Below are 12,044 nucleotides of genomic sequence, written 5' to 3'. Positions count from 1 at the left end.
CGGTCAGCCCTCCTTGCGGGTGCGCGGGTCGAGGAGCAGGTACGCCACGTCGGCCAGCAGGTTCGCCACCAGCACCGAGATGGTGATGACCAGGAACACGCCCTGCATCAGCGGATAGTCCTGGGCGCCCAGGGCCTGGAAGAGCTGGAAACCGACACCCGGGTACGAGAAGACGATCTCCACGAGCAGCGTGCCGCCGACGATGAAACCGAGCGACAGCGCGAAGCCGGAGACGTTCGGCAGCAGCGCGTTGCGGGCCGCGTACCCGAGGGCCACCCGGCGTTCCGGCAGGCCCTTGGCGTGCGCGACGGTGATGTAGTCCTCCGACGCGACGGTCACCATCATGTTGCGCATGCTGAGGATCCAGCCGCTGACCGACGAGATCAGGATGGTCAGCGCGGGCAGCAGACTGTGCTGGATGGCGCTCGGGATGAACCACTGGTCCCAGGCCGGCTCCAGCGCGATGTCGTAACCGCCGGACGACGGGAAGAAGCTGTCCGGGCCGGTGAGCAGGTAGATCGCGATGATGCCGAGCCAGAAGTAGGGGATCGACGACAGGAACGTGGTCACCGGCAGCAGGCCGTCCACCCACGAGCCGCGCCGCCAGCCGGCCAGCACGCCCAGCCCGGTGCCGAGCACAAAACTGATCACCGTGGTGACACCGATCAGGGTCAGTGTCCACGGCAGGCTGTCGGACAGGATCTCGGAGACCGGCGTCGGGAAGAACGTGAACGACAGCCCCAGATCGCCGGAGAGCAGCTGCTTCCAGTAGTCGACGTACTCCGACCAGAGGCCGCGGTCCTTGTCGATGCCGAACAGGACGTACAACGACTCGATGGCCTGGCTGCTGAGCTGTCCCTGGTACTTGGTGATCAGCGCCTGGACCGGGTCGCCGGGGATCATCCGGGGGATGAAGAAGTTCAGCGTGATCGCGGCCCAGGCGGTGAAGACGTAGAAGGCGAGGCGCTGCAGGAAGTACTTCACTTCGCCACCTCGTTCTTGTCGTACAGCCAGCACGCGGCCCAGTGGCCCGGGACGTCGCCGATCTCCAGCCGGACCGGCTCGTCGGTCGAGCAGCGTGCCATCGCCTTCGGGCAGCGCGGATGGAAGCGGCAGCCGGTCGGCGGGTTGATCAGGCTGGGCGGCTCGCCGTTGCCTCGGTCCTCGTCTGCGACATCGGCCGCGCCGGCGAGACGGTCCGGGTCCGGCGCGCTTTCGATCAACAACTGGGTGTACGGGTGGGCAGGCGCCTGTGTGACGGTCTCACTGTCGCCGCCCTCGACCATCCGGCCGGCGTACATCACCATCGTCTCGTCGGCGAAGTACCGCGCCGAGGCGATGTCGTGGGTGATGTAGAGGATCGCCAGGTCGAGGCGCTCCTTCAGATCCCGCAGCAGGTTCAGCACGCCGAGGCGGATCGACACGTCCAGCATCGACACCGGCTCGTCGGCGAGCAGCGCCTCCGGGCGGGCGCCGAGCGCGCGGGCGATCGCCACCCGCTGCCGCTGGCCACCGGACAGCTCGTGCGGGAACTTGTCCAGGTACCGCTCCGGCGGGGTCAGCGACACCCGCTCCAGCAGCTCGTGCAGCGACTTCTCCAGGTCGTCACCGGCCGTCCCGTGGATCTTCAACGGGCGGGTCAGGTGGTACCTGATGGTATGCGTCGGGTTCAGTGACGCGAACGGGTCCTGGAAGATCATCTGGACCCGGGCGGCGTACCGGCGGAACGAGGATCCCGACGTCACCTTCGTCGTCTCGCCGTGCAACCGGATGTCGCCGCCGGTGCGTGGGTAGAGCTGGGCGAGCAGCCGGGCCACCGTGGACTTGCCCGAGCCGGACTCGCCGACCAGGGCCACCACCTGACCGCGCCGCAGCGTCAGGTGCACGTCGTCGACGGCGTGCACGGCTTTGTGTGTGCGGGAGAAGACGTCCTTGAGACGCCGGCGGACGGGGAAGTGCTTGGTCAGGCCGACTGCCTCGAGCACCACCTCGCCGGCCGGCGCCTTCGCGTCGGGGATCGACGTCATGCCGGATTCCTTCGTGCAGAGGGGGGTCCGCGGGCGCCCCCTGTGCCGGAGGGCGCCCGCGGAGCGATCAGGAGTTGGCGGGCTTCAGCCGCAGCACGACGGCGAGCGCGCCGGCCTGGGTGGGCTGCAGGGGGGCGTACGGGTCCGCGTCGGACGGCCAGCCGACCCAGTTCTTGGTGCTGTACGCGCCACCGACGTTGTCGGCGCCGATCGGCAGCATCGGGGCCTGCTCCACGAAGATCTTCTGGAGCGTGGCCAGGGCGGTGGCACGGGCGGCGTCGTCGGCGGCACCGGAGTACGCCTTCAGGGCGGCGGTCGCCTCGGGGCTCTGGAAGCGGCCGAAGTTGCCCTGCTGGGCCAGCTCACCGAGCGGCTTGTACAGGTCGCCGTCCATCACGGTCTGGTAGATGTCGAACGGGGTCGAACCGCCGTTGGTCCAGCGTACGACAGCGCCGAAGTCGCCCTTCTGGACGTTCTGGTCCCAGACGTTCTGGTTCGGCTTCTCCACCGTCGCGGCGATGCCGATCTCGGCGAAGTTGCTCTTGATGATCTCCAGAGTGGTCTGGTAGTCCGACCACGGCGCCGGGTCGCTCAGCTTGATGGTGACCGGCTTGCCGGACTTGTCCTTGAGCGTGGTGCCGTCCAGCGTGTAGCCCGAGTCGGTGAGCAGCTTCTTCGCGCCCGCGACGTCGACGCTGAAGGTCTTGCCCTTGTACTCGTCGGCGATGTAGGCGTCACCGGCGCCCTCCGGCAGGCCGGTGATGCTCTTGATCTCCGGGTGGAAGTAGCCGGCCTCGGCCTGAGTGAAGATGTCCGCCCGGTTGACGACCATGTTCATCGCCTGGCGCAGCTTCGGGTCGTCGAACGGCTTCTGCGTGGTGTTGATGTACAGGCCGTGGATGCCGAGCACGCCCGGGGCCCACATCTTGTAGTTCGCCGGGTCCTTCGAGATGAAGGTCTGCTCGTAGCTCGGGATGAAGACGAAGCTCCACTCCGAGGCGCCGGTGGCCAGTGCCGTGGTCTGAGCGTTGTTGTCGGCGTACGAGGTGTAGCGCAGCTCCTTGACGGCCGGCGCGGGCTGCCAGTAACCGCTCTCCCGGACGCTGAGCGTGATGCCCTGCTGGCTGAACGTCTTCAGGGTGTACGGGCCGCTGCCGACCGGCTCCTTGATCGGGTCGGTCGCCGGGTCGGAGATCTTCTCCCAGATGTGCTTCGGCACGATCGGGATCTGCGAGATGACCTTGTGCTGGGTGGTGAACTGCGACGTCTTGAACGTCATCTTCACCTTGTCGCCGTCGGCGGTGATCGTGTCGTACGGTATCGCGAAGGTGTTCAGCGCCTTGTTGTTCTTGATCATGGTATGCGTGAACACCACGTCCTCGGCGGTCAGCTTCTGGCCGTCCGACCAGGTCGCGTCGGTCCGGATCTCCAGGTCGACGGTCTTCCAGTCCGGCGACCAGGTGATCTTGCTGGCCAGCCACGGGGCCGGCGGCTCGGACGGCTTGACGTTGTTCCACATGCCGAGGGGCTCGTAGATCATCCACTTGTAGCCGAGCGAGGCGCCCGCCGACGTACCGACGAAGGGGTTGTTGTTCTCGGTGACCGTGCCGTTCGGCATGCCGATCGAGAGGAAGTCGGTCTTCGCGCCGTTCGCCGCGTTCTTGTTGGCGTTCGGCGAGTCACCACAGGCGGCGAGCCCACCACCGGCGAGCACGCCCGCCAGGGCGACCGCGAAAAGCTGTCGTCGCTGCATCGAAAAATCTCCTCGGGATCACATGACGGGGTTTCAGAGGCGTGCGGCATCGCGTGACGGGCCGGGGCCGGTCACGGACGTCGCTGGTGAGGGTGTCGCGGGTGTCGCTGGTGATGGTTAGGAAACTTTAGAGTCGAGAAAGAGACTTCTGGTAGGGGGTGGAGGCTTCGTACTTTCTTCGGCGGGGCGTGCTTCCACAGCCGGCGTGCTTTCCGGCGGGGCTTCTGCGGGGCTTCTGTGCGTCGCTCCTGCGGGGCTTCTGTGCGGGGCTTTTTGTGGGGCGTCTTTTTGGCGGGGGGTGCTTTTCGGGGGCGTTCGGCTAGCGGGTGGAGTCTCGGACGGTGAAGGTCGCCGGGATGATCGTCGGGCGGTTCGGCAGCGGGCTGCCCTCGAAGTGGGCCAGCAGCGTGCGGGCCGCCGCCTCACCCATCTCGCGCATCGGCTGATGCACCGTGGTCAGCGGCGGATGCGTCTGGGCCGCCATCGGGATGTCGTCGAAACCGACGACCGCGACGTCCTCCGGGATGCGCCGGCCGGCCTCCAACAGCGCCTGCATCGCGCCGGCCGCGGAGATGTCGTTGTGGCAGAAGACCGCGTCGAACTCCACGCCGGCCGCGATCGCCCGCTGGATCGTCTCGACACCGCAGGCGTGCTTGAAGTCGCCGAGCAGCACCCGGTCGTCGCTGATCGGGTGGCCGGCCTCGGCGTACACCGCGGCGAACCCGTCCCGGCGCTGCTGGGTGCAGCCGAACCGGGCCGGGCCGGTGATCATCAGCGGCCGGGTGCGCCCGATGCTGATCAGGTGCCGGGCGGCCTCGCCGGCGCCGGTGTGGTTGGTGGTGCCGATCGTCGGGATCTGCCCGGCGATCTGGTCCCGATCGTCGATCAGGACCATCGGCAGGCCCCGCGAGTGCAGGGTGGCGATGTAGTCGAGGGTGCCCTCCGGCTCGATCGCCAGCAGCCCGTCGAACGACTTCGCCGCGACCTGGGCGTTGAACTGGCGCATCGAGTCCGCGCCCCGGTTGGCGGTGAAGAGCAGCAGGCCGTACTCCTCGGCCTCCAGCACGTCGACCGCACCCTGCACGACCTCGCCCATCCACGGCCAGGTGAGCGAGGGCACGAGCATGGCGACCACCCGGGTGCGGCCCCGGGCCAGGTTGACCGCGCGGGCGCTGGGAACGTAGCCGAGTTCCTCGATGACCGCCCGCACCCGGGCGGCAGTCGATTCGTCCAGCTCACCCTTGCCGTTGAGAACCCGGGACACCGTGGTCTTGCTGACCTTGGCCTGGGCCGCCACGTCGGCGATGGTGATGGCCACGCTCGTTCCTCTTTCCGATCATGTTTCCGATGGTGTTGCCGGAGAGTTTCGGAACCGGTTTCGGTACCGGTTTCGGCAGTCAACCTCAGTGAGGGCGGTCACGTCAACGTGCCGAGCGACCTATTTCGATTTCAAAGAGGTAACCGCGTTGTTGAATACGTACGCATCGGCAGTTACCGCGAGATTCGGGAGGATCACCCCGAGTGGGGCGTCGATCATCAGGTCGGCATAGGGCTCACCCCTGGTCACGCCCCGGTTCACGATCGCCACCCGGATCCCGTCCCGCACCGCCCGCAACACGAACCGTCGCCCCGACATCACGGTCAGTGACGACCCGAGAACCAGCAGCGTGCGCGCCGCCGCCACCGTCGCGAACGCCCGGGACACCCGGTCGGCCGGCACCGTCTCGCCGAAATAGACCACGTCCGGTTTCAGCATCCCGCCGCAAGCCCGGCAGTCCACCACCCGGAACCCGGCCTCCTCGGACTCGTCCAGCTCCACGTCCCCGTCCGGGTTGACCGACGTCGCCACCGCCGCGAACCCCGGATTGGCAGCGGTCAGCCGCTCCTCCAGCTCGGTCCGCCCACTGAGATCCCGGCAGTCCAGGCAGACGATCCGGCCCAGATTGCCGTGCAGTTCGTTCACGTCCCGGGCGCCCGCCTCCTGATGCAGCCCGTCCACGTTCTGCGTGATCACCCCGGCCAGCAGCCCGTTTTTCTGTAGCCGGGCCACCGCCCGGTGCCCGTCGTTGGGCCGCGCGTCCCCGATGGTGCGCCACCCGAGATGGCTGCGAGCCCAGTACCGCCGCCGGGCCAGCACATCCCCGGTGAACGTCTGATAGGTCATCGGCGACCCCCGCCGAGCCGACCCCGAAGGCCCCCGATAGTCCGGAATCCCCGAATCGGTCGAGAGCCCGGCGCCACTGAGCACGGCCACGCCACCCTCGGCGACCCACTCGTCAAGCCGCGCCACCTGCTCCACCACCTGAAGGTCCATCCCACCATGGTCCCTCGCCCCGCCCACCCCTCGGCCCCTGCTCCCGCCGCGCCCGGAACTCGCGTCCATGTGGGGTGGGAGCAGGGGCCGAGGGGTGGGCGGGGCGACCGAGATGCAGGCACGAGCATGCAAAGGGGACGATATGTAAGCAGAGGTAGGCAAGGCGGACAAAGTGTGGGCAAGGCGGCAAGGTGTGGGTAGCGCCGCGGGACGGCGTGGGCAGCGCGGTGGGCAAGGCGCGGGTCGGGGGTGGGAGGAGGGGCTTGAGCAGGGCCGGGAGCAAGTCTGGAAACACGGTTCAGAGCAAGTCTGGAAACACGGTGCGGGCAAGTTCGGAAACACGGTGCGGGCGAGTTCGGAAACACGGTGCGGGCGAGTTCGGGAATGCGGTTCAGGGCAAGTTCGGAGACTTGGGTCAGGGCAAATTGGGAGACGAGGCTCGGGGCAGGGCTGGAGGCAAGGGCGGGGCAACTGCGTCTGACTCTGGTCTCGCCTGTGTTGCCGGGGTCTTGGGTCTGTCCTTTCCGGGCTCCTTCTTCCGAGTGACCCGACGCGTTCGTCCGGCGGGCTGACCAGGGACGGCCAGTAGGTTGACGACTGTGATCGCGGTGGCGCAGCCAGCAGCACGTCCTGGGGACGGGCAGCGGATTCTGCGTTTTCTGACCAGCCTCGCGATGCTGGCCCTCGCCGTCACCCTGCGCCTTCCCGGCCCTGCTCCGGCGGTCGAGGCCGCTCCCGCCGCAGCACCGTCCGCCGCAGCACCGACCCCCGCAGTGCCCACCGCCGCAGCACCGTCCGTCGCAGCGCTCACCCTCGCAGTGCCCACCGCCGCAGCACCGTCCGCCGCAGCGCTCGTTCCCGCGTCAGCCGTTTCCACGTCGGTTGCCTCCTTCGCGGCGGTCTCTGATGAGGTCACCTCCTCTGCTCCGGTTGCCGCTGGGGTTGCTGCCTCCTTGGCCGTGCCGGTTGTCGTCTCTGCTGTGCGGACTGCTGTGAGTGCTGTCTCCTCCTCGGGGTCGGTTGTCTTCTTTTCTGCCCCGCCTGTCTTCTCTATCGCTGTTGATCTCGGCGATGGGTTGATGGTCGTGATTTTCGCCACCCTTCTTTCCCTGGTGGCTCTTGGTGGGGCACACGGGTCTCGGGCACCGCCGGGGCGGTGACGGGGGCGACCCCGTTTGTGCCGGCCGTCGTTCCACTTCTTGGGGGTGCACCATGGAATCCGTACTGCAGAGCTTTTTCGGAGCGGTGCCGCAGGCCACCGCCATCTGGCTGATCATCCTGCTCGCGCTGGCCGTCGCCGTGGCCGCCGCTTCGCTGCCCCGGGGTGTCCGGGTGGGTGGGATTCCTGACGAGGAGAACCGGTTCGCCGAGACCCTGGAAGCCGCCGCTGCCGAAGCCGCCGAGACCGCCGGGCGGCGCCGTGTCGAGTGGGCCGCCGCGCAGGATGCCGTCGACGGGGCCTGGACTGCCTACGAACAGGCCTCCGAGACGGCCCGGCGGATCGGCTCGGCCACCGCGTTTCCGCTGATGAGCCGTCGTCGTAAGCCCGGCGAGAACGTCGACCGGCAGCGCTACCTGCACCGGGTCGCCACCGAGCTGTGCCGCTCCCAGGATCTGTCCATCGCTCAGCTCAACGACGTCTACGCGCACCGCGGCTGGAATCCCCGGCTGCATCCGGTCCAGCAGGAGGCCGAACTGCGCAACGCGGTCCGGGAGCACCGGTTCGCGGCGTACCGGAAAGCGGTCGAGAAGGAACGCGCCGCCTGGCGCGGCGCCGAAGCGGCAGCTGAGACCGTGCGCGGTCTGCGAGCCGAAGCCGCCACCGCACGTTTGCGCGGCCCGGAAGCGGAAACCACGGATCAGCAGTGGTGGGCGGAACAGTGGGCACCCGCCGAACTCCCCGTGGCCGCCTGATGGCCAACTGAAGGGTGCTCACCGTTCCCAGCGGACCGTGACAACCGCCCGGTAACGTGGCCGGGCGGACGGCGGAACGGTATCGGCAAGGAGGCGATGGTGACGATTACTCCCGCGGGTGGATCCTCGCCTGTGGTCCGGATCCACCGGGCAGCGCTGATCGAGGACGCCGTCCACGAGATCGTCGAGCGCCGGCTGCGCGGGCGCGGCTGGAAGCCGTACATCACCGCGTACACCGGTTACGGCGCCCCCGGCTGGGCCCGGGTGATGGGCCGGGTGCTGCTCGCCCGCCCCGGCATGGTCCGCAAACGGCGTGAGAAGGTCCGCGGCTGGCGCAGCTTCACCACCACCCCGGTCAGCAGCGCCCTGGTCCGGATCGAGCTCGGTGGCACCGTCACCGAGGCGCGCACCGACCGCAGCGGCTACCTCGACTGCATCGTCAAGGGTGATCTGGACCCCGGCTGGGGCAGCGCCAAACTCTCCACTGAGGGCACCGTCCCGGTCGACGCCCCGATCCGGGTGATCGATCCGTCGGTCAAGTTCGGGGTGATCTCCGACATCGACGACACGGTGATGGTCACCACTCTGCCGCGTCCGCTGCTCGCCGCGTGGAACACGTTCGTCCTCGACGAGCACGCCCGCGCCGCGGTCCCCGGCATGGCGGTCCTCTACGAGCGGATGGTGCACGCCAACCCGGGAACCCCGGTGGTCTACCTCTCCACCGGCGCGTGGAACGTGGCGCCCACCCTGACCCGGTTCCTCAGCCGGCACCTCTACCCGGCCGGGCCGATCCTGCTCACCGACTGGGGTCCCACGCCGGACCGCTGGTTCCGCAGTGGCCAGGAGCACAAGCGCAAGTCGCTGCGGCGGCTGGCCAAGGAGTTCCCGGACGTCCGGTGGCTGCTCATCGGCGACGACGGGCAGCACGACCAGGAGATCTACTCCGAGTTCGCCCGGGAGCACCCGGAGAATGTGGCGGCCATCGCGATCCGGCGGCTGTCCCCGGCCCAGGCCGTGCTCGCCGGTGCCATCCCCGGCCCGTCGGAGACCGCCGAGGTCGTGCCCTCCGGGGGCAAGACCTGGTTCTCGGCCCCCGACGGCGCGGGTCTCTGGTCGCTGCTCCGCGACACCGAACTGGTGGTCAAGAAATAAGACACCGAACCGGCGGCCAAGATTTGAGACACCGAACCCGGTGGTCAGGAAACGAGACACCGAACCGGTGGTCCGGAAACGAGACCCGAATCGGTGGTCAAGAACTGAGCTGCGACTAACTCTTGTCCAGCTCAGGGCGGGTGGACGCCTCGGCCACCCGCTCGTGGAGTTTGCTCCGGATCTCCTCCGGGGAATACGAGCGGCGCTTGCGCTCCGCCCGGGCGATCACCGCCCCGGTCGCCGCCACGCCCGCCAGCCCTGCCAGTCCCGCTATCTTCCACCAACGCATCAGCCGAGAATAGAGCCCGTGGTTGCCGAACTCAGCCTCGATGAGGCCATGGACCTGACCCGTACGGGAGACATCTGGATCTTCCGAGGCCGTTCCGGCCCGGACCGTGCCATCCAGACTCTCACCAACAGCCCGGTGAACCACGTCGGGATGTCCATCGTGATCGAGGACATGCCGCCGCTCATGTGGCACGCCGAACTGGGCAGATCCCTGCCGGACATGTGGTCCGGCGGATTCCAGCGCGGCGTCCAGCTGCACGATCTGCGCGACGCGGTCACCGTGTGGGCCCGCCGTTACGGTCAGCGCGGCTGGCTGCGGCAGCTGGATCCCGGTGTCACCCGGGCCATGGAGGACAAGGCCCTCAAGACGGTCGCCCGTCTCGACGGCACGCCGTTCCCGTCGACGTCCCAGCTCGCGTTCCGGTGGGCGCGCGGGCGGGTGCCGCAGATCCAGCTGCCCTGGAAGAAGGGTGACCGGGTCAGCGACGCGACGCTGGAGAAGGCGTACTGCGCCGAGGTGGTCGCGGTGACCTACGAGGACATGGGGTTGTTGCCGCGCGGTCGCAAGGCCAACTGGTACGACCCGGGCCGTTTCTGGAGCGGCGACGAGTTGGAACTGTGCCCCGGTTACCAGCTGGGCGACGAACTGGCCGTCCGGGTTCCGGAGGCCTGACCCACCCGGCAGCACTGCGGGTCCGGACCTCGATGCGTAACGGCCGGCCGCCGGGAAACCCGGGGCCGGCCGTTACGTGGTGATCAGTGAGTGGTGATCAGTGAGTGGTGATCAGCGGCCGGAGCGGCGGCCGCCTCCGCGTGCCGAGAACGCCGCCGCCCCGCCCCCGGAACCGGTGGACGTGGAGGTGTAAACGGTGGCGGAGGAGGAGCCGGCCGTGGTGGCCCGTTGCTGGGGCGTACCGGAACGGCCCGAACCAGCCGCACCCCGGGACTGCCCGGACCCGCGCGTCTGACCGCCGGCCCGCGCCTGGCCCGCGCTCCGGCCGCGACCGCCGCCGGCCTGACCCGTGCTCTGCTCCTGGCTCTCGCCCTGGCCCCGGCCACCCCGCCGGCCCCGGCCACCGGAAGCGGCGCCTGCGGTGTCCGAGCTGGAGAAGAGCGGGCCGGTGCCGGCTCCACCGCCGGAGGACCGGCCGGTGGAGGACGTGCCGGTCGCCGAGGCGCCGGCGGCGGCACCCTGACCACGGCCCCGGCGGGGGCGGCGGGCACGGGTGCGGCCGGCCTCGCCGGTGGACTCCGGGGATGCCGGGCGGGTCGACGCCGCCGGCCGGGACGCCGGGGCGACCGCGGCGACGGGGGCGACGAAGGTCCGCTCACCGGGGGCCAGTTCGGCCAGCAGGGCGTCCCCGGGCCGGGTCCGGGTGGTGACCGGCCGGATGCCCGCCTTACGGGCGAGATCCCGCACGTCGGCCTGCTGCTCGTCGGTCATCAGCGTGATGACGGTGCCCCGGGCGCCGGCCCGGGCGGTACGCCCCGACCGGTGCAGATAGGCCTTGTGCTCGACCGGCGGGTCGGCGTGGATGACCAGCGCGACGTCGTCGACGTGGATGCCACGGGCGGCGATGTCGGTGGCGACCAGGGTGCCCGCGCTGCCGTCGGAGAACGCCGACAGGTTGCGGTTGCGGGCGTTCTGCGCCAGGTTGCCGTGCAGTTCGACGGCCGGCACACCGGCGGTGTTGAGCTGGCGGGTCAGCACCTTGGCGCGCCGCTTGGTCCGGGTGAAGACGACCGAGCGGCCGGGCGCCGCGAGCAGTTCGACGAGGATGCCGAACCTGTCGTCCTCCCGAACGTGCAGCACGTGGTGGTCCATCTCGACCGGCGCCTGCGCGGCCGAGTCGACGTGGTGGGTGACCGGCCGGCGCATGAACTTCTGCACCAGCACGTCGACCCCGTTGTCCAGGGTGGCGGAGAACAGCAGCCGCTGGCCGCCGGCCGGGGTCTGCGACATGAGGCGCCGCACCACCGGCAGGAAGCCGAGGTCGGCCATGTGGTCGGCCTCGTCGAGCACGGTCACCTCGACCGCGTCGAGCAGGGCGTGACCGCCGCGGATGTGGTCGTCGAGCCGGCCGGGGCAGGCCACCAGCACGTCGACGCCGGCCCGGAGGGCCTTGATCTGCGGGTTGGGGCCGACACCACCGAAGACGACGAGGGTGCGCAGCCCGGCCGCCTCGGCGAGCGGCTTGAGGGTCGCCTCGATCTGGGTGGCCAGCTCACGGGTGGGCGCGAGGATCAGCGCCCGGGGGCGGCCCGGCTGCGGTCGTTTCGCGGCGGCGGCGAGACGGGCCACCAGCGGGATGACGAAGGCGTACGTCTTGCCGGAGCCGGTGCGCCCACGCCCCAGCACGTCGCGGCCGGCCAACGAGTCGGGCAGGGTCGCGGCCTGGATGGGGAACGGGCTGTCGATCCCGAGCCGGGTGAGTGCCGTGGTGAGGACGGCGGGCACGCCGAGCTCGGTGAAGGTCGTCATGAAGTTGGGAACTCCCGGTGTCTATGAGGTCGCCCGCCCCGGCACTGACACGGGACGGCCGATCCGAGGGGCGGTCCGCACATCAGGGAGACCGCGTACCGATCATTGTACCGG

The 12,044-nt window shown here is 69.5% G+C and carries 10 protein-coding genes; 3 read left to right on the top strand and 7 right to left on the bottom strand.

What is annotated here, in order from left to right; genetic code table 11:
* Window positions 1-3: 3 nt before the first annotated feature.
* The 5 genes from Aco03nite_RS09435 to Aco03nite_RS09415 all read right to left on the bottom strand — a co-directional run bounded on the left by Aco03nite_RS09435 (window position 4) and on the right by Aco03nite_RS09415 (window position 6,094).
* Window positions 4-984, bottom strand: coding sequence for an ABC transporter permease (locus Aco03nite_RS09435; protein ID WP_203794413.1), 981 nt, complete (start codon window positions 982-984; stop codon window positions 4-6).
* Window positions 981-2,027, bottom strand: a complete 1,047-nt coding sequence (locus tag Aco03nite_RS09430) for an ABC transporter ATP-binding protein (RefSeq protein WP_203794412.1) — start codon at window positions 2,025-2,027, stop codon at window positions 981-983. Before Aco03nite_RS09430 ends, Aco03nite_RS09435 begins: the two co-directional genes overlap by 4 nt.
* A gap of 67 nt (window positions 2,028-2,094) precedes the next feature.
* Window positions 2,095-3,780 (bottom strand): ABC transporter substrate-binding protein, encoded by a 1,686-nt coding sequence (locus Aco03nite_RS09425; protein WP_203794411.1) that lies wholly within the window; start codon window positions 3,778-3,780, stop codon window positions 2,095-2,097.
* 319 nt (window positions 3,781-4,099) lie between these two features.
* Window positions 4,100-5,098 (bottom strand): LacI family DNA-binding transcriptional regulator, encoded by a 999-nt coding sequence (locus Aco03nite_RS09420; RefSeq protein WP_203794410.1) that lies wholly within the window; start codon window positions 5,096-5,098, stop codon window positions 4,100-4,102.
* Window positions 5,099-5,218: 120 nt separating this feature from the next.
* Window positions 5,219-6,094 carry an NAD-dependent protein deacetylase gene (locus Aco03nite_RS09415; RefSeq protein WP_203794409.1) on the bottom strand — a complete coding sequence of 292 codons (876 nt, stop codon included), beginning with the start codon at window positions 6,092-6,094 and terminating at the stop codon, window positions 5,219-5,221.
* Between the two features lie 1,212 nt (window positions 6,095-7,306).
* Between Aco03nite_RS09415 and Aco03nite_RS09410 the strand changes: the two genes are divergently transcribed.
* Both Aco03nite_RS09410 and Aco03nite_RS09405 read left to right on the top strand, forming a co-directional pair.
* Window positions 7,307-8,008 carry a hypothetical protein gene (locus Aco03nite_RS09410; RefSeq protein ID WP_203794408.1) on the top strand — a complete coding sequence of 234 codons (702 nt, stop codon included), beginning with the start codon at window positions 7,307-7,309 and terminating at the stop codon, window positions 8,006-8,008.
* Between the two features lie 96 nt (window positions 8,009-8,104).
* Window positions 8,105-9,160 carry an App1 family protein phosphatidate phosphatase gene (locus Aco03nite_RS09405; protein ID WP_203794407.1) on the top strand — a complete coding sequence of 352 codons (1,056 nt, stop codon included), beginning with the start codon at window positions 8,105-8,107 and terminating at the stop codon, window positions 9,158-9,160.
* 115 nt (window positions 9,161-9,275) lie between these two features.
* Here the strand turns inward: Aco03nite_RS09405 and Aco03nite_RS09400 are convergent, their stop codons facing one another.
* On the bottom strand, window positions 9,276-9,449 hold the full coding sequence (locus Aco03nite_RS09400; RefSeq protein ID WP_203794406.1) for a hypothetical protein: 174 nt from the start codon (window positions 9,447-9,449) through the stop codon (window positions 9,276-9,278).
* A gap of 18 nt (window positions 9,450-9,467) precedes the next feature.
* Here Aco03nite_RS09400 and Aco03nite_RS09395 point away from each other — a divergent pair, with 18 nt between their 5' ends.
* Window positions 9,468-10,121 (top strand): hypothetical protein, encoded by a 654-nt coding sequence (locus tag Aco03nite_RS09395; protein ID WP_203794405.1) that lies wholly within the window; start codon window positions 9,468-9,470, stop codon window positions 10,119-10,121.
* A gap of 111 nt (window positions 10,122-10,232) precedes the next feature.
* On the opposite strand, the gene Aco03nite_RS09390 is transcribed toward Aco03nite_RS09395, so the two are convergent.
* Window positions 10,233-11,930: a DEAD/DEAH box helicase gene (locus Aco03nite_RS09390; RefSeq protein WP_203794404.1), complete on the bottom strand. Its 1,698-nt coding sequence runs from the start codon at window positions 11,928-11,930 to the stop codon at window positions 10,233-10,235.
* Between the last annotated feature and the right edge of the window lie 114 nt (window positions 11,931-12,044).

The sequence above is a fragment of the Actinoplanes couchii genome, from assembly GCF_016862075.1.
GTDB classification, from domain to species: domain Bacteria; phylum Actinomycetota; class Actinomycetes; order Mycobacteriales; family Micromonosporaceae; genus Actinoplanes; species Actinoplanes couchii.
This window is presented reverse-complemented; position numbering and strand designations above follow the sequence as displayed.

Excerpts from the sequence above, each read along its gene's own strand:
- Aco03nite_RS09430 (WP_203794412.1), bottom strand. The coding sequence starts at position 2,027 with ATGACGTCGATCCCCGACGCGAAGGCGCCGGCCGGCGAGGTGGTGCTC.
- Aco03nite_RS09425 (WP_203794411.1), bottom strand. The coding sequence starts at position 3,780 with ATGCAGCGACGACAGCTTTTCGCGGTCGCCCTGGCGGGCGTGCTCGCC.
- Aco03nite_RS09415 (WP_203794409.1), bottom strand. The coding sequence starts at position 6,094 with ATGGACCTTCAGGTGGTGGAGCAGGTGGCGCGGCTTGACGAGTGGGTC.
- Aco03nite_RS09410 (WP_203794408.1), top strand. The coding sequence starts at position 7,307 with ATGGAATCCGTACTGCAGAGCTTTTTCGGAGCGGTGCCGCAGGCCACC.
- Aco03nite_RS09405 (WP_203794407.1), top strand. The coding sequence starts at position 8,105 with ATGGTGACGATTACTCCCGCGGGTGGATCCTCGCCTGTGGTCCGGATC.
- Aco03nite_RS09400 (WP_203794406.1), bottom strand. The coding sequence starts at position 9,449 with ATGCGTTGGTGGAAGATAGCGGGACTGGCAGGGCTGGCGGGCGTGGCG.
- Aco03nite_RS09390 (WP_203794404.1), bottom strand. The coding sequence starts at position 11,930 with ATGACGACCTTCACCGAGCTCGGCGTGCCCGCCGTCCTCACCACGGCA.